The organism is Accumulibacter sp. (assembly GCF_029255145.1).
In the GTDB taxonomy this organism is placed as follows: domain Bacteria; phylum Pseudomonadota; class Gammaproteobacteria; order Burkholderiales; family Rhodocyclaceae; genus Accumulibacter.
The window spans coordinates 70,601-94,316 of sequence record NZ_JAPUVQ010000026.1; the positions used below are offsets into that span (position 1 = coordinate 70,601).

Here is a 23,716-nt window from a genome sequence, read left to right on the forward strand (position 1 = left end):
GGTCGTGAAGCGCTTCAGACCAGTGTAGCGCGGGTCGGGGCCGGACAATGCGCTTCATGTCGCGTTTCCTTCCCCTCTCGAATACTGCCTCCCGCATCACGCTGGGCCAGAGCGGCGCCCTGTCCGCAGGGTTGGCCGCTCTGGCCCGCAGCGGCCCACTCCCGGCCGTCGCTGCCCTGCGCAGCGAGCTCGCCAGCGGCCCGGTCCCTGCCGATGTCCGCCTGATTCCGGCCGGCGCGTTCCACGCGTGGGACGGTCGGCCCACCGACGTGCCGGCCTGGCTGATGACGGACGCGGATGGCCTGCGCCTGGTCGCCGAAATGGCCGCGCAGCAGCGCGACGGCTACATCGACTACGAGCACGCCACCCTGCACGCCAAGCGCAGCGGCCAGCAGGCGCCCGCCGCCGGCTGGTACGCGGTACTCGAATGGCGCCCCGGCGACGGCCTGTGGGCAGTCGGCATCGACTGGACCGACACCGCCCGCCGGCAGATCGCCGCGCGCGAGTACCGCTACATTTCGCCGCTGATTTCCTACGACCCGGAGTCCGGCCGCGTGCTGCGCCTGCTCGGCGCCAGCCTGACCAACGACCCGGCCATCGACGGCCTGACCGACCTTGCCGCACTGGCGGCGCGGTACCTGCTCGCCCCCCAACCACCCACCCCGGAGAACCCGCCCGTGAATGAAACCCTCAAGAAGCTCCTGGTCGCGCTCGGCGTCGACGAAACCAGCGACGAAACGGCTGCGCTGGCCGCGGCGCTGACCGCCATCCAGACGATCAAGGCCAGCGTCGTGGCGCTGACCGCCCAGGCCCTCGCCCCGGACCCGGCGAAGTTCGTCCCCGTCGGCACCCTGGCCGCCTTGCAGGGCGAGTACGGCAAGCTCCAGGGCCAGCTGGCGGCGGCGAACGCCAAGCTTCAAGCCGGCGCGCTCGAGCAGGTGATCGAGGCCAGCAAGGCCGCCGGCAAACTGACCCCCGCTCTGGAAACCTGGGCGCGCGATCTGGGCACCCGCGATCTGGCCGCGCTCTCGAATTACCTGGCCGCGATGCCGGTGGTGATCGTGCCGGGAACGACGCAGACCGGCGGCAGCAACGCCGGTGCGGCGGGCATGGCGGCCCTGAGTGCCGACGAAGCCAAGGTCTGCCAGCTGCTGGGCGTCAAGACCGAGGATTACCTGACGACCAGGAAAGTCGCCTGACCGCTTCCCTGACCGCTTCCCTGACTGCTTCCCTGACTTTTTCCTGACCTTCAACCCCTGAACTGAACGGAACTGACCCATGACCGCACTTGCTGCCGATCGCAACACCCCCGCCATGGACGGTGAGCTGCTCGCCGTTCTTGTCGCGACCAACACCGTGATCTACGCCGGATCGCTGGTCGCCGCCAACGCCTCCGGCTACGCCGCGCCGGGGTCGGTGGCGACCACCCTGCAGTACCTCGGGCGCGCCGAGCAGTCGGTGAACAACAACCCCGGCGCCAACGGCGCCAAGAGCGTGCTGGTCAGCCGCAGGAAGGCGTTCAAGTGGGCGAACCACGGCGCTGACCTGGTCGTGCAGGCGGATCTCGGCAAGACCTGCTACATCGTCGACGACCAGACCGTGGCCAAGACCAGTGGCGGTTCCACTCGATCGATCGCCGGCAAGGTCATTCAGATCGACGCCGACGGCGTGTGGGTCGAGTAAGCCAAGCCTAGTCCCCCGCAATCCCAGTCCCGCAATCCCAGTCCTTATCCTCACTCAAGGAGCCACACCATGCTAGTCAACCGGGCCAACGTCGAAAGCATCTTTACCGGCCTCAAGACCATTTTCAACCAGGGCCTCACGGCCCAGACCGGGCAGTGGCAAGCCTGCGCCATGGAAGTGCCATCGACCGGCGCCGGCGAGGATTACGCCTGGCTCTCGCGCTTCCCGAAATTCCGCAAGTGGGCGGGCGACAAGGCGGTCAAGAACCTGGAGAGCGGCAAGTTCTACGTCGCCAACGAGGACTGGGAGACGACCATCAGTGTCCGCCGCAACGACATCGAGGACGACCGCCTCGGCATCTACAACACGCAGGCCAGGAGCGCCGGGATGAGCGGCGGCGAGCTGCACGACATCATCGTCGACAGCCTGAAGAACGCGGCGTTCACCGCCCTCTGCTTCGACGGGCAGTACTACTACGACACCGACCACCTGGTGCAGGGGGCCAGCGTCAGCAACAAGCTCACGGTCGCCCTGTCGGTGGCGACGCAGGCCGCCGCCCTGGCCAGCTACGGCGCCGCCCGGGCCGCGGTCATGTCCTTCAAGGATGAGGAGGGGATGCCGTTGCGGCTCATCCCGGACACCCTGGAAGTGCCGCCGGCGCTCGAATCGGTGGCCCGGATTCTGTGCGAGCAGGACAAGCTCACCGACAACTCGCCGAATCCCTACAAGGGCACCGCCAAGGTGCTCGTCAACCCCGGCCTGACCTCCGCCACCGCCTGGTTCCTGCACGTGACGACCCAGCCGGTCAAGCCGTTCATCGTCCAGATGCGCAAGGCGCCGGTGTTCGTCCAGCAGATCAGCGCCGAGAACGACGATGTCTTCCTGCGCGGGGAATACAAGTTCGGCGCCGAAGCGCGGGCCACCGGCACCTACGGTTTCTGGCGGCTTTCGGTCGGCAGTACCGGCTAAACCGCAAGCGCCCGATCCCAAGCCAGGGCGCCGCGCGCCCTGGCTTTGAGCTACCTACCGACAACGAACATCAGGAGCAGCACACATGTCCAGAACACCCGCCCCCGAACCGCCGGCTGCCGGCGCAGACCAGGCAAAGGTGATCGTCGTTCGCGCCCTGGCCGAGGGTTTCCGCCGCGCTGGCCGGAGCTGGACCCGCGCGCCCACCCGCCTCGCCGCCGACGCCCTGAGCAGCGACCAGATCGAAGCCCTGCGCGCCGAGCCGATGCTCGACGTGCGGATTGTCGAGGAGTAATCACCTTGTACCTCACCCCCGCCGACCTGGTCGCCCGCTTCGGCGCCGAGGAGCTGGCCCAGGTCGCCGATCGCGCCACGCCGCGCGCGGTGACCCCGGCGCTACTCGAACTGGCGATCGCCGGCGATCCGCTGACCGGCTGGGCGGCCAGCGAGGTGGCCGCGGTGACGGCCGCCCTGGCGCTGATGTCGGGCGCCATCGACGACGCGCAATCGGCCGTCGACGCCTACCTCTCGGGCCGCTACAGCACGCCGCTGGGCACCGTTCCCCCGGTGCTCAAGCGCCTGACCGCCGACGTCGCCCGCTACTACCTGCACGGCGATCGCGCCAGCGACCCGGTGCTCAAGGCCTACGACGCCGCGATGGGCCTGTGCCGTGACATTTCCACCGGCAAAGTGACCTTCGGCGCCGACGTCATCACCTCGCCCAAGGCCGGCGGCGGCAGCGTCGAGGTGGTCAGCCCGCCGCGCCTCTGGAGCCGCGAACAGCGGGGCCTCTGATGGGGTTCACGATCCACGTCGACGATGCGGCCGTGCTGGCCGCCTTGCGTCGCCTGGTGGGCGTCTTCGACGATCGGTCGGCGATCGCGAAAGAGGTTGCCGAGCTGGGCGAAAGCGCCACCCGCTTGCGCTTTCGCACCGAGACCGCGCCCGACGGCACGCGCTGGAAGCCGAGCCTGCGGGCGCAGGTCTCCGGCGGCCGCACGCTGACCGAGGCCGGCCACCTCTCGGGGTCGATCTCGTCGCAATCGGGGGCGGACTTCGCCGAGTGGGGCGTGAACCGCATCTATGCCGCCATCCATCAATTCGGCGGCACGATCCGCGCCAGGAACGCCGGCGCCCTGCGCTTCCGCCTGGCCAATGGCGGCTTCGCCATGGTCAGGGCGGTGAAGATGCCGGCGCGGCCGTACCTCGGCATCAGCCCGGACGATGCGTCCGATATCGTGGCCATGATCCAGCGCCGGCTGCAGGGGGCCTTGAATGCTCCGTGAACTCGAACAGGGACTGGTCGCCCTGCTCAAAACCTCCGCCCTGGCCGAGCGGCTGCGGCAGATCGACACGCTGCCGGATCTCGATGGCGACAGCCTGGTCGGCCGGTTCGGCGCCGATGCGCCGGCGGTGTATGTGGCGCTGGGTGCGGGCGTCGTCGCCGCGCGCGGCATGACCGAGCCGACGCTCGGCATCGCCTGCCTGGCCCGCAACAGCCGCAGCGCGCAAGCCGCCCGGCACGGCGACGGGCAGGTGATCGGCCTGATCGACCTGGTTGAAGCGGTGATGACGATCGTGGACGGCGCCGTGGTCGGCGAGCAGGAGTACGCCGTGCTGCGCTGGGACATGGTCAGCAGCGAGCCGATGACTCGCAAGGGCTTGTACGCCGCGGTGGTCACCGTGCGCACCGCCGCGCCGCTGCCGATCGAATACCTCGGCGAGAGGCGCTGATGCTCGGCCTCGAACCACTGCTGCGCGAGCGCCTGGCGGAAATCCCCGGACTGCTCGGCGTGCATGGCGCGGCGGACGTGGGCGACATCGGCCTGCGCGTCGAGCTGCCGGCGGTGTATGTGGTGTGGGATGGCTACACCGTCAGCGAAACCAGCAACAACGGCCGCGCCGCGCGTACCGCCACCCGCTGGCAGGTGGTGCTGGCGGTGCGCAACCCGCTGACCCCCGGCGACGGCGCACCGGTGCGATCGGACGCCGCGCCGCTGCTCGATGCCGTGCTCGCCAAGCTGCTCGGCTGGGCGCCCGGCTATCCCTACGCCCCGCTGGTGCTGGCCAATCCCGGCGCCATCACCCCCGGCTACCGCGGCGGCATTCTCAAGTTCCCGATCGCCGTCACTTCCGAAGTCGTCGTGCGCGGCGCTTGACGCCGAACCTATCCCCTCAACCCACCAGGAGAAACCACCATGACTGTTGCTCAAGTATTCGTCGGCGCCGGAGACCTCTACGTCAACCGCATCGATCCCACCACCGGCCAGGCGCTCGGCCTCGCCGGCCCGTTCGAGTGCGAGAAGTTCGCGATCAAGACCAACTCGGAGATCAAGGAGAAGACCTCGAAAGGGCTCACCACCTACGGCCAGGTGATCGGCTCGGTGGCGCTGCAGAAACCCGCCGAACTCGAAATCACGATGTCGCAGACCGGCAAGGACGGTATGACGATGGCCCTGCTCGGCACCGCCAGCGCGCTGTCGCAGGGCTCGGGATCGATCACCGACGAGGTGATCGTCGCCAAGCGTGACTATTGGGTCCAGCTCAGCAAGCAGGCTTTCGCCGTCGCCGGCTTCGCCGTCAAGCACACCTCGGGAACCCCGACCTATGTGCTGGGCACTGACTATCTGGTGAACTATCAGCTCGGGATGGTCAAGGTGTTGTCCACCGGCGCCATCCTGGAGGGCGCTTCGATCAAGGTTTCGGGCACCTATGCGGCGATCACCGGCACGCAGATCGCCGGCGCGACGCAGACCCAGGTGCGCGGCGCCTTCCTGCTCGACGGCAAGAACTACGCCGACGACAACCGGGTGATCGTGCGCGTGCTGCAGGCGGTGCTGTCGGCCGGCGACGTGTTCGACTTCCTCTCCGACAACTTCGGTACCGTGCCGCTGAAGGGCAAGATGGAAACGCCGGTTGGCCAAAGCGCGCCGTTTACCGTCGATCTGCGCGGCGTTTCCTGATCCCGTAGCGCCCCCGGAGAGCGGCGATGTCCGACGAGCTTAGAGCCCGCGTCGAGATCGATGCGTCGGTCTCCGGCAGGGAGCAGGTCTCCGGCCTCACCACGGCGGTCGACACGCTGGGCAGGGAGGCCCGGTAGGCCGGCACCGACGCCCAGGCGGCCGGCGCCGGCATCGACGGCATCGGCCCGGCGGCGCAGCGCGCGGCGGCACAGGCGGTGCCCGCCCAGACCCGGATCCGCGACAGCGTCCGCTCGATCTCCGAGGAGCTGCGGCTGCTCGCCAGCGCCTATCTGGCGATCCAGGGCGGCAATGCCCTGGTCGACGCCGCGGCCAGCATGGGCCAGGTGGCCGATGCCGCCAAGGGCATGCAGGCGCGCATGGCGCTGGTGGTGGGGGAAGGCCCGAAGCTGCAGGCGGCGATGAAGGGCGTGCAGGACATCGCGTTGTCTACCGGCAGTGCGCTCGACGACACGGCCAAGCTGTTCACCAAGATCGCCGACGCCGGCAAGGCGATGCAGATCGGCACCGAGGAAGCGCTGGCGCTGACCGAGACGGTGTCGAAGACGATCGCACTTTCCGGCGAGGGCGCGGATGCTTCGAGGGCCGCGATTCAGCAACTGATCCAGGGCCTGCAGTCGGGCGTGCTGCGCGGCGACGAGTTCAACTCGGTGATGGAGCAGGCGCCACGGCTCTCGAAAGCGATGGCCGACGGCCTGGGCGTGACCACCGGCGAGCTGCGCAAGCTGGCCGAAGCGGGAACGCTGTCGGCTGAAACGGTGATCCGGGCGCTGCAAGGGCAAGCGCGGACGATCGACACGGAATTCAGCAAGCTGCCGCAAACGATCGGCCGGGCGCTGACCGATTTGTCGACGCAGTGGGCGCTGTTCGTCAGCCAGACCGACGAAGCCAGCGGCGCCAGTGCCAAAGCGGCGGCGGTGATCGAGACCCTGGGCCAGAATCTCGACCTGATCGCCGCGGCGCTGATCAACTCCGGCCAGGCCTGGCTGGGCTGGAAAGCCTACGGCATCGCCGCCGAGTTCCTCGGGCTGCGCACGGCGGTCGCCGCCACGGCCGCCGCGACTGGGGTGGCGACGGCAGCGACGATCGCCAACACCGCCGCCACCGCGGCCAACACCACGGCGCAGGTGGCCAACAACGCGGCCCGGGTGGGCAGCGCGGCGGGCGTGCTCGATCTGGCGGGAGCCGCCGGCAAGCTGGGTACGGCGCTGTCGCTGCTCAAGGGCTTTTCCCTCGCCTTCCTGCTGACCAACCTCAAGGACATCGGCGAATGGCTGGGAAAAACCGCCTTCGGCTTCACCGAACTGGCCAAGCGCAACCAGGAGCAAGAACGCGATGCCCGCGCCAATGAAGCCGCCAGCAAGGCGATGGCCGCACAGACGGCGGAACTGGCTGCCAAGCAGCAGCGGGCCGCCGATGCGGCCTTCGGTCTATCGAAGCGCTCGAAAGAGCTGGTGGCGGACTTCGAGGAGCAGATCAAGAAGGGGGACCAGGCGGCGGAAGCGATCGGCAAGCTCGCCAAAGCCTTTGACCTGTCGAGCCCGAAGGGCCTCAACGAAGCCGGCGCCGCGCTCGATGACCTGGCGCGCAAGGGCCAGCTTTCGGCCGACCAGGTGCGCCAGGCGTGGCAGCGGGCGCTCTCCGGCAAGGACTTGCGGATCTTCGAAGCGGAGGCCAATGCGGCGTTTGACGGCACCGAGCAGGGTGCGCGGCGCCTGGCCGCGGCGCTCGATGCCGTGCTCATCGAGGCCGTGCGCCGCACCGGCAAAGACCTCTCGGAACTCACGTCAGGTATCAGCATCGGCGCGCAGACCGCCATCAACGACTTCGACACGCTGCTGGCGCGTCTCGACGACGTGCGGGCCAAGGGCCTGGACGTGGGCGAGACGCTCGCCGCCAGTCTCGACCAGGCGGCGAAAGCGGCCACCACCGAAGCCGCGCTACTGGAGCTCGGCAAGCGCTGGGAAGCCCTCGGCAAGAATGGCCTGCTGGCTGGCGAGCGCCTGCGCAAAGGCCTGGACGGCGCCAAGGAGAAGCTCGACGACCTGGCGCCGGGGATCAACTCGGTGACCGAGGCCTTCAAGACGCTGGGCATGCGGGCTCCCGAAGAACTCAAGCGCACCGCGGAAACCGCCAAACAGGCGTTCGAAACGATCCGCACGGCGGGCACGGCGACGCCGGCGCAGATTACCGCCGCGTTTCGGCGCTACGCCGAAACGGTGATCGAAGCGAATGGCGGGGTCGCCACCGACACCCTGCGCATTCAGGCCGCGATGCGCGGGCTGACGATCGAGGTGGACGCCGCCGGCAAGGCGATCGTTAGAGCGATGGCTGGTGGCGCCGATGAAACCGAGCGCTTCGGCGCCGCGGCAGGGCGGGCGACCGACCAGGTGCTGCGGCTGCAGGATGCCGCCGAGCGCCGGCCAACCAACCTCAGCGGCACCTTCGGCGGCAACGTCGATAAGCGTGGCGGCATCACCGGTAACATCGATCTGCGCGACAACTCGGGGGAGCTGACCGTCGATCAGCTGCGGGCGGCCAACGCGACGGAAGCCGAGATCCAGGATTATTACTCGCGGCGCCGGCTGTCGCAGCAGGACCAGGCCGCTGGCCTGGTGAGTCGCCCGGTCAGTACGCAGGCCATCGACCACGAACAAATCGCCCGCCAGCAGGGATTGACGGGGCAGGCCGTCAAAGCCTTTGTCGCGGCCTTCTCCGATCTGCTGCCGGAGGAAATGGCGGCCCTGCAAAGCAAGCTGCGCACCGTCGCCGTGACTTCGACCGAGGGCTATCTCACCGAGTATTCGGGGGCCTTCGAGCGGGCCAAGCAGCGAGCGACGGAAGAGGCCCGGAGATCCGCCACGCGCGATGCCCAAGCACCGGCACCGGCGCCGGCGAGCGTTCACCGGGTGGAAATCGTCGTCGGCGGCAAGACTGTCCCGGTCGATACCGCCAGCCCCGACGCCGCGCAATCGCTGATCGGCGTGCTCAAGGAATTGAAGTCGCGTGCGGCATGATCGGCCCCTCGGACCCTCTCGGCTGGGCCAGGCAGCCGCGCAGCACGGCGGCGATCAGGGCGGTGTTCGAACTCTCCACCAAGGATCGGAGCTTGCGCGCGATCTGGGCGGCGCTGGTCGCGGCCGGGGTGGCGACGGCCGACGGCAAGCCGCTGGCGATCTGGGACGGCGGGCAATGGGTCACGGTGTGAGCCCATGACCCAGCACCTGCTGGATAGCGTCAGCCTGCCGGCCGACATGCTGTGGACGGACGAATTCAACTGGCCGACGGTGATCCGGTCGACCGAATACGCGCTCACCGGGGCGCTGATCGTCGATGCCGGCCAGCGCCTGGCCGGGCGGCCGATCACCCTCGCCGGCAGTGTCGACGGCGGCTGGATCACGCGCGCCACGGTCGATGCGCTGCGGGTGCTGGCCTGTGCGCTGCCCGGCCAGGTGGTGCTGACCCTCGCCGATGGGCGCAGCTTCACGGTGGTGTTCGCTGCCGAAGACGCGCTGACGGCGGAGCCGGTGGTGGCCTTCTCCGACCCTGGCGTCGATACCTGGTATGTCGCGACTGTTAAATTGATCGAGGTGTAACGCATGGCCATCCTGGAAGGCGACATCAAGCTGCTGAAATCCGCCGTGCTCGACGATGTGCCCGAGGGCGGCGGCATGGCCACCGGCATCGCGGTGGTCGACGGGGTGTCGAACAACCTGTTCCCCGACATTTCGGAGCTCGACCGGACCTACGGCCGGATTGCGCTGCGCAAGGTGTTTCCGGCGGTGCTCACCGATACCGTCGATGGCTACTATGGATCACACGTGATCATCGCGCAGGCGCCGGCCGATCCGCGCGTCTCGGCAGCGCTGTTCACCACCCGCTCGTGGTCCGATGCCCGCACGGCGGCACAGAACAAGCTCGAAAGCTATCTGGCGCTGGGCGCCGAAACCCGGCTGACGCTGTACGGCAATCACCTGGTGGGGCAGAAGAGCGTGCAGGTGCATTGCGCGCATGCCACGTCTTCGCCTGGAGTCGGTGAGGTGCTCGGCCTGGTGCAGCGCGATACGCCGGCCAACTACCAATATGTGCGCATCACGCGAATCATTTCGCGGGCCGATAATCAGGTGTTTACCGACCAGTACGGCGATTACCTGCGCGACGTGCTGGTGATCGAGATCTCCGACGCGCTGCGCCTGGCGTTCACCGGCGCGCCGGTGACGCGCTACACCAGCGACTATTACAACCCGCCGACGCGGGTGCATGCGACCTTCGCCGCCGACGCCACCAGCTATTACGGGGTGTCGCCGCTGGCGCAGGCGGCCAGCCTCGGCGACCTGACGCTGAAGGCCGAGACGGTCTATACCCAGATCGTCCCCTCGGCGCTCTCCGAGGCGCCGATCATCGACGCGCGCTGTACCGGCGATCGCGAGCTGGTGGTGCCGATTGCCGGCGCGCCGGCGCTGTCTTTTGCCAGCACGGTGACGACGACGCCGGGCCAGGTGGCGGTGCGCTACTTCGGCCGGGCGATCGCGCGCGGCTCGCTACAGCTTTCGATCGGCGGCGTGACGCTGGTCGACGATGGTTCCGGCGCGATCGTCGCGCAGTCCGGTTTCACCGGCAGCGTCGATTACGCCAGCGGCGCGGTGAGTGTGGCGCGCTCGACCGGGACCAGCGGCAGCGCGACCTACACCGCCGCCCAGGCGGTGGCGATCGCGGTTGGCGGGCACACCGAGAGTACGCCGATTTCGCTCGGCAACCGCGGCTACAACTATGTGATCAACCTCTCGCCGGCGCCGGCGCCGGGTTCGGTGAGCGTCGATTACATGGCGCTCGGCAAGTGGTACCGCTTGCTCGACAACGGCACCGGCAACCTGGCCGGCGACGATGGCGTCGGTACCGGGATGGTCGATTACGGCACCGGGTCGATGGTGGTGACGCTCGGCGCGCTGCCCGACGTGGCGACCGAGATCCTGTACAGCTGGGGGACGCCGGCGCACTACGCGGCGCAGGTGGGCGGCAGCGTCTTCGCTGCGCCGGCGGTCAAGATCAGCGTCCCGGGCGGTGCGCTGCAGCCGAGCAACCTGACCATCACCTACCTCGCCAACGCGATCACCAGGACGGTGACCGACAACGGTGCCGGCGGCCTCGCCGGCGACGGCACGGGCTGGGTGGACTACGCCAACGGCAAGGTGGTGCTGCTGCCGAGCGTGCTGCCGGACAGCAATTCGACGATCCAGACGCAGTTCAAGCAGGGCACGGCGGTTACCGAGAACCACGCCGCCGGCGGCGCTTCGAGCAACTTCAGCCTGGGCAATGCGGTGCTGCCGAAGAGCCTGACGCTGTCGTTCTCGGATAGTGTCGGCGGGCAGTACACGGTGCGCGACGATGGCGCCGGGGCGCTGGTGCTGATCGCCGCGAACCTGACGCTGACCGGTTCGGGCAGCCAGGGCACGGCCGGCAACCAGGCCAGCGTGGCGCTGTCGATCGCCTCGACGGCGGGCATCGGCGGTTCGATCAACTATGCCACCGGGGCGGTGGCGCTGGGCGGCCAGGTGACCCTGCAGGCGGTGTCGCAGTCCCGGACGATGACCGGCTCGACGTATCAGGATGCGGTGCAGACGCGCGCCTGGTCGTCAGCGGCAGCGACGGCGGTGGCGACCGGCAACATCGTCGCCCGCTACCGGCAGGCCAGCAATTCGGCGGGCGGGTTGCAGTCGCAGTCGCAAACCATCGACCCGCTGCAGATCGACCTGCTGCCGAGCATCAGCAATACCCTGGTGCCGGGGTCGCTGCGCTTCACGCTCAACGGCAGCGTGTACGTCGATCGCGCGGGGTCTCTGGTGCGTGACCCGTCGGCGAGTACCAACAGCGGCACCGTGGCGGGGTCGATCAACTACGCCAGCGGCGTGGTCAGCCTGAGCGATTACACCGGCGGCGGCGCGCCGGCGCTGAGCGTCGCCTGCCTGACGCGCAAGGGGCTGTGGGAGGACTGGCGCTATCGCTTCCGGGTCTCGGGCGCGCCGGTGCAGCCGGCGAGCTTTGCGGTGCGCGCCAATCGCGCCAGCGACAGCGTGCAGATCAGCGCCAGCAGCGCGCTCGATGGCTCGATCGGCAGCAGCGAGATCAGCGGCACGATCGATGCGCAGTTCGGCATCGTGACCCTGCATTTCGGGGCGCTGGTGGCGGATGCCGGGCTGTCGCCGAGCGAGAAGCTCGAGTGGTGGTATTCGGCCGCCAGGGTCTCGGGCGGGATGATCTTCCGGCCCCAGCTGGTGATGCCGGATACCGCGCTGTTCAACGCGGTGGCGGTGTCGAACCTGCCGCTGTCGGCCGAGGTGCTCGGGCTGGATCCGGTGCGGCTGCCGGTGGACGGCCGCGTGCCGGTGCTGCGCAAGGGTGATGTGCTGGTGATCCATCACACCGCGACGACCTCGCCGGCGACGGTGAGCAACGCGCAGACGATCGACCTCGGGCGGGTGCGCATCGCGCGGCTGCGGGTGATCGGCGCCGATGACCAGACCATCGCCAGCGGCTACACCACCGACCTGGACGCCGGCACGATCACCTTCACCGATGTTTCGGGGTACGCGCAGCCGGTGCGCATCGAGCACCGCATCGAGGACATGGCGCTGTGCTCCGATGCGCAGATCAACGGCGACCTGGTGATCACCAGGCCCTTGACGCACGACTTTCCGCTCGGCTCGCTGGTCAGCTCGGCGCTGATCATGGGCGATCTGCACGCGCGGGTGTCGCACTGGTTCGACCAGGCGACGTGGACCGGCGTGTGGTCGGATACGCTGATCGGCAGCGGCGCCAGCCCGAGCTACAACACCACGCAATACCCGGTCGTGGTGACCAACCGCGGCGCGATCCAGGAGCGCTGGCAGGTCATCTTCACCAACACCACGACGGTCAATGTGATCGGCGAGACGATCGGCCAGATCGTCACCGGGCACGCGATCGCCAACCCGCTGGCGCCGATCAACCCGGCCACCGGCGTGCCGTATTTCAGCATCGACCCGGCCGGCTGGGGCGCGGGCTGGGCAGCGGGCAACCTGGTGCGGCTGAATACCGTCGCCGGCAACTTTCCGGTGTGGGTCGCGCGCACCGTCCTGCAGGGGCCGCCGGCGGCGGCCGACGACCAGTTCACGATCGGCATCCGCGGCGATGTCGACACCCCATGATGACGATAGGAGCGAGCGATGCCGGCTGATACGACGGTCAAATACTTCCACAGCGGGCTGACCGGCGCGCCGGTCCTTTCGGGGACCGCCGGCGCCTTGATCAACGTCCTCGACGCCTGCCTGGTCAATGGCTTCGCGGTCTCGGCGGTGGCCAGCCTGGTGGTGGCCGGCGGGGTGGCGACGGCGACGGTCAGTGCCGGGCACAGCGCCGAGGTCGGGAGCGTGGTCCTGGTCTCCGGCGCGACGCCGAGCGGTCTGAACGGCGAGAAGAAGGTGCTGACCGTCGGTGGCGGCAATACCACGCTGACCTTCGACGCGACGGGGATCGCCGACCAGACGGCAACCGGATCGATCTCGCTCAAGCTGGCCGGCGCGGGCTGGGTCAAGGCTTTCAGCGGCACCAATCTGGCGGCGTACAAGAGCGGCAACGTGGCGGCGACGGCCTGCCTGTTGCGGGTCGACGATACCGGCGGCAAGACCGCGCGCTGCGTCGGCTATGAAACCATGACCGCGATCAGTACCGGCGCCGGGCCGTTCCCGACATCGGTTCAGCGCAGCGGCGGCACCTGGTGGACCAAGAGCACGGTGGCCGATGGCAGCGCGCGGCCGTGGGTGCTGGTCGCCGACGATCGGACCGTCTATCTGCTGACGACCTATCACCCGACCTACCCGGCGGGCGGCGCGATAATGGCCTTTGGCGATCTCGCGCCAGTGAAGAGCGGCGACGCGTGGTCGTGCGTGCTGTCCGGATACGCGTCGGACAAGAGCGCCGCGGCGCCGGGCGACAACAACGATTACGCGACCATGGCGCTGGTGACCGGCGAGCTGTATCTGGCGCGCCCCTATACCGCTGTCGGAGGGTCGGCGGTGGCCTACAAGGCGTTCCCGCTGCTGGTGCCGAGTGCCAGCACGACCATCACCAGTGGGCAGGGACCGATGCCGTATCCGAACGGCCCCGATTCGGGCCTGTATTTAACGCCGCTGAATATCTTCGAGACCGTATTCAACGCCTTGCGCGGGGTATCGCCCGGGATCTGGTGCACTCCGCAGTTGCTGCCGCTGGGGCTGTTTTCGAGTGGCGCGAAGATCGCCGCGGCCGACAATCTGCTGGCGCGCGATCTGCGCGTGGTGCCGGTCGGCGCCGGGACAGCAGGCACCTTTGCCTTCTTCGACACCACCGGCCCCTGGCGGTAATCCATGCCAGGCAATCTCTACTGGAAGGATCTCAGTGTCGGCCTGCACCTCGCCGGAGCCAACGGCGCCACCTCGTTCCCGGATGTGAAAGGGCATACCTTCACGCGCACCGGTAACGTCGTGATCTCGACGGCACAAAGTCGCTTTGCTGGCGAGGGGTCGGCTTATTTTCCGGGGGGAACGAACGACCTTCTGAAGTGTGCCGCGCATGCCGATTTTGGCAATGCGACCAATTCGCTGTCGATCGCCTGGTCGATGTATCCGCTGGCGCTGCCTGCAGCCGGCACCGCGTGCCGGCTGATCATGATCGGCGCCAATGGGTCGCTCGGGACGTTCACGTTGCATTTCGATTCGCTTGGCTACATGGGGGGTTATCTCGCCGCCAGCGGCTACAACTCGTTTTTCGGGGGGCCCGGCGCGGTGGTTCTGAACCAGTGGCAGGATTTCGAGCTCTCGGTGTTCAATCGATCGGCGTTCCTGCTCAAGGACCGCGGGCTGATCGCCAGCCTGTCCAATCTCGACATGCCGAGCGGCAATTTTCCGAAACGGATTCAGATCGGCGGCGACGACTCCGGGTTTGCCAGCGTCGATGCACGGTATAACGGCTACTTGAGCGAGGTGCAGATCCAGGTCTATGCCGGCCGCTTGCCATCACCGGCAGCGCCAACCGGGCCATTTGCGGACTCGCTCGGGTTGGGATTGGCGCGCTCGGCGGCGCCCACCCCATTCGCATTGCTTCGGCAAACGCCACCGGCGCACAGGATTCTGCGCCAGGGCACGCCGCGGCTGATGCTCGATACCGACAACGGCGGCCACGGCCGCGTCATCGGGACGACGAAAAACGTCGGTACGCCCAACTACCCGGTGGCGCGGCGGGTGCGCCTGCTGCGCAAGCGCGACGGCGCGGTGGTGCGCGAGGTCTGGAGCGACGCCGCCGGTAATTACCAGTTCACCCAGGTACGGCACGATCTGGACTACGTGGTGATGGCGCATGACCACACCGGGCTGTACAACGCGGTGGTGGCCGATACCGTGACGCCGGAGCTGATGCCATGAGCCTGGTATTTTCGACAGCGGCGCGCGGCGCGCGGGCGGAGGCCATCGTCGGGCAATTCGACCAGGCCTCGACGGCTGGCCGGCTGGAACTGTACACGACCACCCAGCCGGCTGCCGGCGCGTCGGCCGGTGGTTCGCCGATCGCCACGATCACCCTGCAGAAGCCCTGCGGGACGGTCACGGCAGGGGTGATCGCCTTTGCCGTCAGCGTGCCGGTGCAGATCCTGTCGACCGGCGATGTGCTGTGGGCGCGCGGCGTCGATGGCGACGGCAACTGGGTCTGCGACGGCAATGTGGCGGTAACCGGTACGCCCGGTGCGGCCTTCACGCTCGACGACGTGACGCTCTATGCGGGCGCTTTTGTCTTCCTGTTCAACGCGACACTCTCTGAGCCCTGAGCGGGTCGGCGATGGTCGATCTGCTGTTCTCGGATGGGCCGGCCTCTCCGGATCTGGTGTTCGGCGGCACCGGCACGCCGCCGGTCATCATCAAACTCGGCAGCTCGGCGACGCTGGCTGCGGCGACGTCGGCGGGAGCGCTCAGGGCCGATGCGCGGCCGCTCGCCAGCGGCGCCAGCGTGCCCGGGATCAGCTCACCGATCGCCGTTTCCAGGGTGCCCGCACTGGCGATGGCGGCGACCACCGGGGCGCCGCTGGCGGATCTGGCGATCGGCTACGACAACGCCGTCAATCGCGCCCCTTTCCGCTGGGCGGAGAGCGGCTGGCAGGATGCGCAAAGGCTGTCCCACTTCCGGCGGGCAGCGCACCGGGCCACGCCCGCCAGCGAAACGGCGGCAGTGGTGGGGATCGAAACCGCCGCCCGGCGCAGTGCCCAGGTGGGCACGGTATGGCAACCGATGACCCGTGGTACGCGGCCGCTGTCCCACTTGCCGTGGAGGGGCGGGTCGCCCATCGAACAGCGTCTGGCGGATGGCTGGCAGCAGCTCTACACCTGGTTGCGGCCGTCGCTGCGGCTGGTGTTCAGCGACGGCACCCCGCTACCTTTCGCGGTGAGCGAGCGGTGGCGAGAGCTATTCCGCCGGCCGCGTCCAGTACTGTCGGTACCGTGGGCAATCGGCGTGCGGCGCAGCACGCGCGTGGTCTCGATAGCCGGCCTGGCGGTACCGCGGGCACTGGCTCTGATCATCCCGTGGCAGGAGGCCGGCCGGCCTGGGCATGGCGTCTCCCCGGTGCCCGGCGATCCACCGGGACCGGAACTGTACGTCGCGTCTACGGCGCTGCTCTTCGACGACGCCATGCCTGTCTCTCTGCATCTGGTGTTCGGGCGCCCACACCATCCGGCTCTGCCCGTGGCCGATGTCGTCATCCCCGTTCTGAGGACCTATCTCGTGATCAATGACGTAACGCTGATTCGGACCGCGAATTCTCTGGCCATGGCGCCGCTGTCACTGTCCGTGATGATCGACGCCGACTCCTGGGTCTGGGGATGGGAGGCCAGCCTGCCAGGCGCCAGTCTTGACGATGTGCTGCCGTCGGCGCCGGGCGAACCCGTCGAGTTCGAGGCAACGATCAACGGCGTTAATTGGTTGCTCCTGGCGGAAAAGGTGACGCGCGACCGGCGCTTCCCACAATCGCGGATCACCGTCTCCGGCCGCGGCATCGCCGCCGAACTCGGTAACCCGTACGCCGCCTCGGTCAGCCGTAACAACCTGGTCGATCTGACCGCGCAACAAGTGATGGCCGCGGCGCTCACGGTCAACGGCGCTGGCATCGGCTGGTCGCTCGACTGGCAGATGACCGACTGGCTGGTGCCCGCCGGCGCCTGGTCGCACACCGGCAGCCACATCGAAGCCGTGACGCGCATCGCCGAAGCCGCCGGCGGCTACGTCCAGGCCAGCCGCAACAGCAAGACCCTGCGCATCCTGCCGCGCTATCCGGTGGCGCCATGGGACTGGGGCGGGGTGGTAGCAGACTTCTCGCTGCCCGCGGCCGCGACCACCCGCGAGTCCATCGAGTGGCTGGAAAAACCGGCCTACAACGGGGTCTACATCAGCGGCGAGGGGATCGGGATTCTGGGCCGCGTGACCCGTGCCGGGACCGCCGGTGACCTGCTCGCGCCGATGATCGTGGACGCTCTGACCACCCATGCCGACATCGCTCGGCAGCGCGGCCTGGCGGTGCTGGCCGACACCGGCCCGCAGCAGCTTTTGACGCTGGAGACCCCGATCTTCGCCGGGGTCGGCATCTATCCCGTGGGGAGCTTCGTAGCCTTCTCCGACGGCGCCGAATCACGTCTCGGCATCGTGCGCAGCGTGGCGATCAAGGCGGCGCTGCCGACAGTTCGCCAGACCCTGGAGATTGAGTGTTATGAGTAACGCGCTGCGAGAGTTTTTATCCCTCGTGCCGGATGCGCCCCTGTTGGTCGGGGAGGTCACGGCGATCGCCAACGAGCTGCGTACCGTGACCCTGCCTGACGGCGCGACGATCACCGCCAGGGGCGTGGGCAGTGTCGGGCAGCAGGTGTTCGTGAGGGCCGGAAAGATTGAAGGCGTAGCCCCTGCGCTGCCCGTGGTGGAGATCACCCTTTAGCGTGGGTGATCTCCACCACGGGCGGAGTTTACGAACTACGAAACCCGCCAGGAAGATGGCGCAACGTGAGGGCGACTGGCATGGGTGTTGAAGAGGCGTTAAAAGTCGGAATTTATGACGTAGTTGTGTGCCAAGTAGCGCGCGGTTTTACGCCAAGTAGCGCGCGGTTTTACAACATTGGTACCGAGCAGCAGTGCCCCGTCCTTCTGGCGATGGACCTGCTCGAGTATTTCGCTCTTGCCGCCACCGCTGGCGCCTTCGTGCATGATGCACAGCTTGTTCGCATAAGGCGTGATGACCTGCACCGTCGCGCAGTGCGCGGTCAGCCAATGCTCGCGCTCGCCGAGGGCGAGCAGGACGCCATAGATGCCTTTCTTGGCACTCGGGCCGGGATAAAGGTTGTAACTGAATAATTCGTGCCGGCCCGGACGGCGGTTGTGCACCACCATCTGCTTGCCCTTGAAATGCGTATGGCGAAACGGTGGCGCGACGAAGATCACCGCCTTCGGGTCGAAGTCCGGCGACAAGGCCTTTTCGTCGAGGATGCCCTGCAGCAAGGCCAGCCCAAGCGCGAAGAAACCGGCGTTGGCCGGAGCCACCACCAGGGCATCCATACCCATCCCGGGAACCCCGGCGATAAAGGGAAACACGGCCAGTTCCTGGGTCTGGAGCCAGGCGAAGGTTTCGGCACGCAAAGGTTCGAACGATGCGCCGTACTGATCCTCGAAACGGGGTTTGTCGGTGGGCAGGTCGTCGGCGATGACCATGCAATCGGGATCTCGGCGGCGCATGTAGGGCTCGACGTAGTTGGCCGCGATGCCGTTCTTGACCCGGCACACATTGGCCTCCAACACCCGGCCTCGGCCCGGCACTTCGTAGGCCACCTCGTGCACGCCATTCACGGCGTCGCGCGTGGCCAGTTCGTACAACTGCTGCCAGGTACTGGCCACGGTATATTTCGGGCATGCTTCCAGAATTTGCTGCACCGACAAGGGGATCTGGAAGCTCAGGTTGACTTTGCTCATGATAATTTGCCTTCGGAAAAAAAGTCCAAGAAACTCAAGGGTCTGATGGGGCGTTGTGCGGTATTCGCCGCACACCGATGGCCGCGGAAGCCGCGGCTACGCGTTGCATCTCTGTCCGTGAACGCCAGCAAGTGCCGCAGGCTGGTGAACAGGTTGAAGATGGAAACGAACAGGGTCACGGTGGTCGTCACATGGTTGGTTCCGCCGCCGTCCCGGCCATGGCCATCATCACCGTCTGGCCGCCGTTGGGCGGGCCGGGATGGTGGCTGACGATGGCTTCGGCGCCGCACTGCGGCAGGGCAACGGCCTGGGTTCCGGGAAGGTTTGCTTCAGCCTTCCGGGGCTGAAAGAAGCGGGGGATGGCGTCAGCTGAGGACGGCGTGGTCAGGGCACCACCATTCCCGGATGCGGACTCAGGTGCATGCGCTTGTCGCTCACCGAGCCCAACAGCAGGCTCTCTGTCACGCCCGGCCCGCGGCTGCCGGTGACGGTGCCGCTCCAGTCGATCCGTTCGGTCAGCGCAATGATTTGCCCGGCGGCTTCGCCCAGCGCGACATGCGGCCGCCAGGGGCTGGCTGTTTGCGTCGAGCAGGGCGCCCGGCCGCGCGGTGGCGAGCCAGGCCCGCTGCGCGAGTTGCGCTTCCGCCGCTTCCAGGACAAGCCACGGCTGAAGGTTCACAAGATGTAGCACGCGGGCCTTCATCGTGCCGGCCTGACCGGCGGCATGCGCGACGGCGCGCAAGGCGTTGTCCGAACCGTCGACGGCGACCAGCCAGGGATTCGTTGCCGGCGCCGGAACCGGCGGCGCACTACCGAACATCAGGCCGACGAGATGGCCATCGGCATCGCGCCGGCAACTTGCGGGGACGGGAAGATCGACGGGATGGCTCATGCCGTTTCTCCTCTGGCGACCGCTTTGGGTTTCGACAGGACCAGGCTGGCCACCACCGACACCAGAATGGTGCCGGCAACAATCGCCAGCGACCACTGGATCGGCAGATGGAACCACGGCGCGGCCAGCATCTTGCCACCAATGAAGAGCAGCACGAGGGCCAGCCCATACTTGAGCAAGTGGAAGCGATCCGCCATGTCGGCGAGCAGGAAATACAGTGCGCGCAGGCCCATGATGGCGAAGATGTTCGAGGTGAACACGATGAATGGATCGGAGGTGACGGCGAAGATCGCCGGGATGCTGTCTACCGCGAACACCATGTCGCTGGCCTCGATCAAGACCAGCACGAGAAACATCGGCGTCACCCACAGGACGCCGTTCTGGCGGACGAAGAAGGATTCGCCGTGGAAGGTCGGCGTGATGCGCAGGTGGCCGCGCAGCCAGCGCAGCAGCGGATTTTTCCCCAGGTCGGGCTCGTGCCCGGCGAAGATCAGCATCTTGATGCCGGTGATCACCAGGAAGGCGCCGAAGACATACAACACCCAGGCAAACTCCGATACCAGCCAGACCCCGGCCAGGATCATCCCGGCGCGCATGACAATGGCGCCGAGCACGCCATAGAGCAGCACGCGGCGCTGCAGTTCCGGCGGTACCGCGAAGTAGCCAAAGATCATGACGAAGACGAACATGTTGTCTACCGACAACGACTGCTCGATCAGGTAGCCGGCGAGGAATTCGAGCGTCTTGCGCTGGGCCACCGCGGCGCCCTGCGTGCCGTTCAGATACCACCACAGCAGGCCGGCAAAGACCAGTGCCAGGCAGACCCAGGCGATCACCCAGGCCAGCGCCTCCTTGACCGCCACCCGGTGTGCCTTGCGGCCACCGAAGACGAACAGGTCGAGCGCCAGCATGCCCAGCACGAAGGCAATGAAGCCGGCCCACATCGGGCCCGTGGCGAAGCTGTCGATGTTGGCGGTCATGCAGCACGCTCCGTGCCGCCGAGCAGCGGCGCCATGATCTGGCCGGCGTCCAGTGTCGCGTCCCTCTGCCGGACTTGCGGCTGGTATTGCGCCGGCAGCTGCCTGGCGGCGCCGAGCGGGTGCTGGAAGGCATCGCGCAGCATGGCCGTGTTCATCGTCCGCCCGCCGGCGCAATAGCGCTTGGCGACCATACCCGGCGCGCGGCCAAGGCTATCACGATGCCTGTCGGTGGCAGGTCGGCAGGCCGTTTCATGGCGTTTCGTCGGTGAACGGTTGTTGCCGCGTGGCAGAAATCATCGGGAAATCGCGCCGCCGCGCCAGATGGCGATCGAGCGTGTGGCCGACGCGTTCGGTCGCGCGGTCGATGGCGACGTAAAGGTCGGTCTGGATATCCTCGACGATCAGGGCGGGAGCGCCCTTGAGGCGGACTTCGATGGCGCAGCATTTGTCCTCGCCGCCGCGCGGGCCATTGACATCGAAAAGACGCACGACGATGCGCGTGACGACGTCCCGACCATGATTCATGGCGTAGGCGACACGCATGGCCACATGCTGGCGCAACCCGTCGGTCAGCAGGATGTCTTGCGTTTGGATCTTCAGGTTCATGGCACTCCTCTGGCTGGATTGACAGACGACAGCCGCAGTATGGGCGCCGGAATAGTTCGATACAAACAGATATAAAGATGCATTATGATCGGAAAACACGAACATCGGAGGTGGCGTGATCAACTACAAGCATTTGCACTACTTCGTCACTGTCGCCCGCTCGGGCGGCGTCACTCGCGCGGCGGAGCGCCTGCATCTGACGCCCCAGACGCTGTCCGGGCAAATCTCCCTGTTGGAAGAACGGCTGGGCGTGACGCTGTTCCGGCGCGTCGGGCGCCGGCTGGATCTGACCGAAACGGGCAAGCTGGCGCTCTCCTACGCCGAGGAAATCTTCCAGACCGGGGCCGAGCTGGAAGACTTGCTGAAGAATGGCGCCGAGGAACGGTTCATCACCTTCCGCGTTGGCATCGCCGACGTCGTGCCGAAATTCATCGCTCATCGCCTGCTTGCGCCGGTGCTGGGACTTCCCGCGGCGATGCGCCTGATTTGTCAGGAGGACCGCCTGGAACGTCTGCTGGCGGATCTGGCGATCCACCGTCTCGACATGGTGCTGGCCGACCGCCCCATGCCGCCGGGCACGGAGATCAAGGGCTACAGCCATCCGCTCGGGGAATCGGGGGTCGCTTTCATGGCTGCGCCCGCGTTGGCTGCGCGACTAACGGGCGGCTTCCCGGAGTGCCTGGATGGCGCGCCCCTGCTGCTGCCCGGGCGCGATAGCGCCCTTCACGGCGCCCTGCCGCGCTGGCTGGAACGGCAGGGGAAGCGTGTGCGCATCGTCGGCGAATTCGACGACAGCGCCTTGATGAAGGCTTTCGGCGAAGCCGGCGCCGGGGCCTTCCCGACGCCGGCGGCCAGCGTCCCGGACGTGACGGCGCACTACAAGGTTGTCAAACTGGGGGAAACGGAGGAGATCCGCGAGCGATTTTTCCTCATTTCAGCCGAGCGGCGGCTGACCCATCCCGCTGCGCGGGCGGTCAGCGAGAATGCGCGGGCCGGAGTGTTCACCACACGGCCCCAGGCCGGTTGAGCAGGGACTGCGCCGCACAGCCGCTGTGCATGACGACGACCGTTGCTCCCTTGGGCGAACCGACCGCACCGCCACGCCTGATGCCCGCCGGTGCGCCGCCGCTCCGGGAGACGCGAGTTGCCATCATGGGTGGGGACGAGCCCCGAACTCAACCGGCGCGGGAGTGCGAATTCGACCAGCGCATTGACTGGTAGGGGGTGCAGGTGTCGCTGCGCAAAGGTCCAGATTGAAGCAAGACGAGTCGTCATCGCCGGTCGTGACAGACACGGGCAAAGCGGGATTCGGATCGCTTTTGATCGGTTCCCGCGACCCAGTCCGAGATTGACACCGCTTCACGCGAGCTCATACACTCCCGACGGTGCCGTTGGATTTCCTATCCTTTATCCTTGATCGCCGCATGATGGGCGGTCGGAGTTCCCTGGCATCACCGGTTGCCAGGCCTCGGCGTACGCGTTCGCGCGCCGGGCTCTGGCGTGCCGGAGGAGTGCCGATCGCTTGGGCGTTCGCCCTGCTGTCGTCCGGATGCATGATCGGTCCCGACTTCAAGCGCCCGTCGGCACAGGTCGCCGATGACTGGATGGAGGCCGGCAGCACGACGATGGATTCCGGCCGCGCGCAGTATCGCGACTGGTGGTCGTCGCTCAAGGACCCGGTGCTGTCGAAGCTGATCGACCTCGCCTATGAGCAGAACCTGACCCTCCTGGCCGCCGGCGTCCGCGTCCTTGAGGCGCGCGCACAGCTTGGGGTCGCCATCGGCGAGTTCTACCCGCAGCAGCAACAGCTGGGCGCCACGGCGAGCTACAGCCGGATCCCGGTCTCGGGACCCTACGTTCCCGTCAGCAACACTTTCTGGCAGCTCGCGTTCGGCGCGCAGGTCGGATGGGAGCTCGACGTATGGGGAAAGGTACGGCGCGGAATCGAGTCGGCCAGCGGCGCCTTTCTCGCGTCGGTCGCCGCCTACGACGATGTGCTCGTCACCCTGATCGGCGATGTAGCCAGCACCTATGTCAAGATCCGCACCATCGACGTCCAGCTGGACATCGCCCGCGAGAACGTCCTGCGCCAGCGGCAGGCCCTCGCGATCGCGCGCGCCCGATTCGAGGGAGGCGTGGTTACCAGGCGCGACGTTTACCAGGCGGAGAACGTCCTCGGCGCGACCGAAGCGACGATTCCCCAGCTCAGTATCGAGCGGCGGAAAGCGACAAACGCGCTCAGCGTGCTGCTCGGCATGCCGCCAGCGCCCCTCGACGACTGGCTGGCGGGAAAGTCGGGGATCCCGGTCGCGCCCGCGAGCCTGGCCGTGGGCATTCCCGCGGATCTCTTGCGGCGCCGACCCGACGTTCGCCAGGCGGAGCTCAAGGCAGCGGCGCAGTCCGCTCAGATCGGCCTCGCCAAGGGGGCGCTCTTCCCCTCCTTCTCTCTGGCCGGGAACATCGGTACCCTGAGTTGTCGGCGCCGGGGTGAAACCGGCGTCCACAAGCCGACATAAATCTGGTGCGAGCAATGCGGTAACTGCAGCCTGCAACTTCGGTTTGAGGGCGCAAAGAGAGGGCCGCCCGGCCCGTGGGCA

Annotated in this window: 26 protein-coding genes; 20 read left to right on the forward strand and 6 right to left on the reverse strand. The window is 67.6% G+C overall.

The window, feature by feature from the left end:
- Nucleotides 1–56 precede the first annotated feature (56 nt).
- The 16 genes from Q1L50_RS02415 to Q1L50_RS02490 all read left to right on the forward strand — a co-directional run bounded on the left by Q1L50_RS02415 (nucleotide 57) and on the right by Q1L50_RS02490 (nucleotide 15,465).
- Nucleotides 57–1,199 carry a phage protease gene (locus Q1L50_RS02415; RefSeq protein ID WP_300335630.1) on the forward strand — a complete coding sequence of 381 codons (1,143 nt, stop codon included), beginning with the start codon at nucleotides 57–59 and terminating at the stop codon, nucleotides 1,197–1,199.
- Between the two features lie 79 nt (nucleotides 1,200–1,278).
- Complete coding sequence (locus Q1L50_RS02420) at nucleotides 1,279–1,683, forward strand: hypothetical protein (RefSeq protein WP_300335632.1); 405 nt, start codon at nucleotides 1,279–1,281, stop codon at nucleotides 1,681–1,683.
- Between the two features lie 69 nt (nucleotides 1,684–1,752).
- Nucleotides 1,753–2,652, forward strand: a complete 900-nt coding sequence (locus Q1L50_RS02425) for a Mu-like prophage major head subunit gpT family protein (RefSeq protein WP_300335634.1) — start codon at nucleotides 1,753–1,755, stop codon at nucleotides 2,650–2,652.
- Nucleotides 2,653–2,737: 85 nt separating this feature from the next.
- On the forward strand, nucleotides 2,738–2,947 hold the full coding sequence (locus tag Q1L50_RS02430) for an HI1506-related protein (RefSeq protein WP_300335635.1): 210 nt from the start codon (nucleotides 2,738–2,740) through the stop codon (nucleotides 2,945–2,947).
- 5 nt (nucleotides 2,948–2,952) lie between these two features.
- Nucleotides 2,953–3,447, forward strand: a complete 495-nt coding sequence (locus tag Q1L50_RS02435) for a DUF1320 domain-containing protein (RefSeq protein ID WP_300335636.1) — start codon at nucleotides 2,953–2,955, stop codon at nucleotides 3,445–3,447.
- A complete protein-coding gene (locus tag Q1L50_RS02440) occupies nucleotides 3,447–3,938 on the forward strand; it encodes a phage virion morphogenesis protein (protein WP_300335637.1) in 492 nt (163 codons plus the stop codon). The genes Q1L50_RS02435 and Q1L50_RS02440 overlap by 1 nt, the downstream gene beginning before the upstream one ends.
- The gene (locus Q1L50_RS02445; protein ID WP_300335638.1) at nucleotides 3,928–4,386 is read left to right on the forward strand and encodes a hypothetical protein; all 459 of its coding nucleotides are present in this window, start codon (nucleotides 3,928–3,930) and stop codon (nucleotides 4,384–4,386) included. Before Q1L50_RS02440 ends, Q1L50_RS02445 begins: the two co-directional genes overlap by 11 nt.
- Nucleotides 4,386–4,811 carry a hypothetical protein gene (locus Q1L50_RS02450; RefSeq protein WP_300335640.1) on the forward strand — a complete coding sequence of 142 codons (426 nt, stop codon included), beginning with the start codon at nucleotides 4,386–4,388 and terminating at the stop codon, nucleotides 4,809–4,811. Before Q1L50_RS02445 ends, Q1L50_RS02450 begins: the two co-directional genes overlap by 1 nt.
- A gap of 39 nt (nucleotides 4,812–4,850) precedes the next feature.
- Complete coding sequence (locus Q1L50_RS02455) at nucleotides 4,851–5,615, forward strand: hypothetical protein (RefSeq protein WP_300335641.1); 765 nt, start codon at nucleotides 4,851–4,853, stop codon at nucleotides 5,613–5,615.
- 215 nt (nucleotides 5,616–5,830) lie between these two features.
- Complete coding sequence (locus Q1L50_RS02460; RefSeq protein ID WP_300335642.1) at nucleotides 5,831–8,650, forward strand: tape measure protein; 2,820 nt, start codon at nucleotides 5,831–5,833, stop codon at nucleotides 8,648–8,650.
- A complete protein-coding gene (locus Q1L50_RS02465) occupies nucleotides 8,647–8,841 on the forward strand; it encodes a hypothetical protein (protein WP_300335643.1) in 195 nt (64 codons plus the stop codon). Before Q1L50_RS02460 ends, Q1L50_RS02465 begins: the two co-directional genes overlap by 4 nt.
- 4 nt (nucleotides 8,842–8,845) lie before the next feature.
- Nucleotides 8,846–9,229: a hypothetical protein gene (locus tag Q1L50_RS02470; protein WP_300335645.1), complete on the forward strand. Its 384-nt coding sequence runs from the start codon at nucleotides 8,846–8,848 to the stop codon at nucleotides 9,227–9,229.
- Between the two features lie 3 nt (nucleotides 9,230–9,232).
- Nucleotides 9,233–12,817, forward strand: coding sequence for a hypothetical protein (locus Q1L50_RS02475; protein ID WP_300335646.1), 3,585 nt, complete (start codon nucleotides 9,233–9,235; stop codon nucleotides 12,815–12,817).
- An 18-nt stretch (nucleotides 12,818–12,835) separates the two neighbouring features.
- Nucleotides 12,836–14,011, forward strand: a complete 1,176-nt coding sequence (locus tag Q1L50_RS02480) for a hypothetical protein (protein WP_300335647.1) — start codon at nucleotides 12,836–12,838, stop codon at nucleotides 14,009–14,011.
- Nucleotides 14,012–14,014: 3 nt separating this feature from the next.
- Entirely contained in the window at nucleotides 14,015–15,067 is a 1,053-nt protein-coding gene (locus tag Q1L50_RS02485; RefSeq protein WP_300335648.1) for a hypothetical protein, read from the forward strand.
- Nucleotides 15,064–15,465: a hypothetical protein gene (locus Q1L50_RS02490; RefSeq protein ID WP_300335649.1), complete on the forward strand. Its 402-nt coding sequence runs from the start codon at nucleotides 15,064–15,066 to the stop codon at nucleotides 15,463–15,465. The genes Q1L50_RS02485 and Q1L50_RS02490 overlap by 4 nt, the downstream gene beginning before the upstream one ends.
- Here Q1L50_RS02490 and Q1L50_RS02495 read toward each other — a convergent pair.
- Nucleotides 15,440–15,709 carry a hypothetical protein gene (locus tag Q1L50_RS02495; RefSeq protein ID WP_300335650.1) on the reverse strand — a complete coding sequence of 90 codons (270 nt, stop codon included), beginning with the start codon at nucleotides 15,707–15,709 and terminating at the stop codon, nucleotides 15,440–15,442. The two genes, Q1L50_RS02490 and Q1L50_RS02495, sit on opposite strands and share 26 nt — an antisense overlap.
- Here Q1L50_RS02495 and Q1L50_RS02500 point away from each other — a divergent pair.
- On the forward strand, nucleotides 15,696–17,402 hold the full coding sequence (locus Q1L50_RS02500) for a hypothetical protein (protein ID WP_300335651.1): 1,707 nt from the start codon (nucleotides 15,696–15,698) through the stop codon (nucleotides 17,400–17,402). The two genes, Q1L50_RS02495 and Q1L50_RS02500, sit on opposite strands and share 14 nt — an antisense overlap.
- A complete protein-coding gene (locus tag Q1L50_RS02505) occupies nucleotides 17,395–17,616 on the forward strand; it encodes a hypothetical protein (RefSeq protein WP_300335652.1) in 222 nt (73 codons plus the stop codon). The genes Q1L50_RS02500 and Q1L50_RS02505 overlap by 8 nt, the downstream gene beginning before the upstream one ends.
- A gap of 98 nt (nucleotides 17,617–17,714) precedes the next feature.
- Here Q1L50_RS02505 and Q1L50_RS02510 read toward each other — a convergent pair whose 3' ends face one another.
- The 5 genes from Q1L50_RS02510 to Q1L50_RS02530 form a co-directional block, all read right to left on the reverse strand.
- Nucleotides 17,715–18,716 carry a DUF4914 family protein gene (locus Q1L50_RS02510; RefSeq protein ID WP_300335654.1) on the reverse strand — a complete coding sequence of 334 codons (1,002 nt, stop codon included), beginning with the start codon at nucleotides 18,714–18,716 and terminating at the stop codon, nucleotides 17,715–17,717.
- A 309-nt stretch (nucleotides 18,717–19,025) separates the two neighbouring features.
- Nucleotides 19,026–19,301, reverse strand: a complete 276-nt coding sequence (locus tag Q1L50_RS02515) for a universal stress protein (protein ID WP_300335655.1) — start codon at nucleotides 19,299–19,301, stop codon at nucleotides 19,026–19,028.
- Nucleotides 19,302–19,529: 228 nt separating this feature from the next.
- Nucleotides 19,530–20,513: a TerC family protein gene (locus Q1L50_RS02520; protein ID WP_300335657.1), complete on the reverse strand. Its 984-nt coding sequence runs from the start codon at nucleotides 20,511–20,513 to the stop codon at nucleotides 19,530–19,532.
- The gene (locus Q1L50_RS02525) at nucleotides 20,510–20,668 is read right to left on the reverse strand and encodes a hypothetical protein (RefSeq protein WP_300335659.1); all 159 of its coding nucleotides are present in this window, start codon (nucleotides 20,666–20,668) and stop codon (nucleotides 20,510–20,512) included. Before Q1L50_RS02525 ends, Q1L50_RS02520 begins: the two co-directional genes overlap by 4 nt.
- A 94-nt stretch (nucleotides 20,669–20,762) precedes the next feature.
- A complete protein-coding gene (locus Q1L50_RS02530; protein ID WP_300335661.1) occupies nucleotides 20,763–21,224 on the reverse strand; it encodes an HPF/RaiA family ribosome-associated protein in 462 nt (153 codons plus the stop codon).
- Between the two features lie 10 nt (nucleotides 21,225–21,234).
- Between Q1L50_RS02530 and nhaR the strand changes: the two genes are divergently transcribed.
- Nucleotides 21,235–22,146: a transcriptional activator NhaR gene (gene nhaR / locus Q1L50_RS02535; RefSeq protein WP_300335662.1), complete on the forward strand. Its 912-nt coding sequence runs from the start codon at nucleotides 21,235–21,237 to the stop codon at nucleotides 22,144–22,146.
- Between the two features lie 400 nt (nucleotides 22,147–22,546).
- Nucleotides 22,547–23,635, forward strand: coding sequence for an efflux transporter outer membrane subunit (locus tag Q1L50_RS02540; protein WP_300335668.1), 1,089 nt, complete (start codon nucleotides 22,547–22,549; stop codon nucleotides 23,633–23,635).
- Nucleotides 23,636–23,716: the final 81 nt, after the last annotated feature.

Coding starts and splice junctions, on each gene's coding strand:
- Q1L50_RS02415 (WP_300335630.1), top strand. CDS start 57: ATGTCGCGTTTCCTTCCCCTCTCGAATACTGCCTCCCGCATCACGCTG.
- Q1L50_RS02420 (WP_300335632.1), top strand. CDS start 1,279: ATGACCGCACTTGCTGCCGATCGCAACACCCCCGCCATGGACGGTGAG.
- Q1L50_RS02425 (WP_300335634.1), top strand. CDS start 1,753: ATGCTAGTCAACCGGGCCAACGTCGAAAGCATCTTTACCGGCCTCAAG.
- Q1L50_RS02430 (WP_300335635.1), top strand. CDS start 2,738: ATGTCCAGAACACCCGCCCCCGAACCGCCGGCTGCCGGCGCAGACCAG.
- Q1L50_RS02440 (WP_300335637.1), top strand. CDS start 3,447: ATGGGGTTCACGATCCACGTCGACGATGCGGCCGTGCTGGCCGCCTTG.
- Q1L50_RS02445 (WP_300335638.1), top strand. CDS start 3,928: ATGCTCCGTGAACTCGAACAGGGACTGGTCGCCCTGCTCAAAACCTCC.
- Q1L50_RS02450 (WP_300335640.1), top strand. CDS start 4,386: ATGCTCGGCCTCGAACCACTGCTGCGCGAGCGCCTGGCGGAAATCCCC.
- Q1L50_RS02455 (WP_300335641.1), top strand. CDS start 4,851: ATGACTGTTGCTCAAGTATTCGTCGGCGCCGGAGACCTCTACGTCAAC.
- Q1L50_RS02465 (WP_300335643.1), top strand. CDS start 8,647: ATGATCGGCCCCTCGGACCCTCTCGGCTGGGCCAGGCAGCCGCGCAGC.
- Q1L50_RS02470 (WP_300335645.1), top strand. CDS start 8,846: ATGACCCAGCACCTGCTGGATAGCGTCAGCCTGCCGGCCGACATGCTG.
- Q1L50_RS02475 (WP_300335646.1), top strand. CDS start 9,233: ATGGCCATCCTGGAAGGCGACATCAAGCTGCTGAAATCCGCCGTGCTC.
- Q1L50_RS02480 (WP_300335647.1), top strand. CDS start 12,836: ATGCCGGCTGATACGACGGTCAAATACTTCCACAGCGGGCTGACCGGC.
- Q1L50_RS02485 (WP_300335648.1), top strand. CDS start 14,015: ATGCCAGGCAATCTCTACTGGAAGGATCTCAGTGTCGGCCTGCACCTC.
- Q1L50_RS02490 (WP_300335649.1), top strand. CDS start 15,064: ATGAGCCTGGTATTTTCGACAGCGGCGCGCGGCGCGCGGGCGGAGGCC.
- Q1L50_RS02500 (WP_300335651.1), top strand. CDS start 15,696: ATGGCGGCGACCACCGGGGCGCCGCTGGCGGATCTGGCGATCGGCTAC.
- Q1L50_RS02505 (WP_300335652.1), top strand. CDS start 17,395: ATGAGTAACGCGCTGCGAGAGTTTTTATCCCTCGTGCCGGATGCGCCC.
- Q1L50_RS02520 (WP_300335657.1), bottom strand. CDS start 20,513: ATGACCGCCAACATCGACAGCTTCGCCACGGGCCCGATGTGGGCCGGC.
- Q1L50_RS02525 (WP_300335659.1), bottom strand. CDS start 20,668: ATGAACACGGCCATGCTGCGCGATGCCTTCCAGCACCCGCTCGGCGCC.
- Q1L50_RS02530 (WP_300335661.1), bottom strand. CDS start 21,224: ATGTTCGTGTTTTCCGATCATAATGCATCTTTATATCTGTTTGTATCG.
- Q1L50_RS02540 (WP_300335668.1), top strand. CDS start 22,547: ATGGGCGGTCGGAGTTCCCTGGCATCACCGGTTGCCAGGCCTCGGCGT.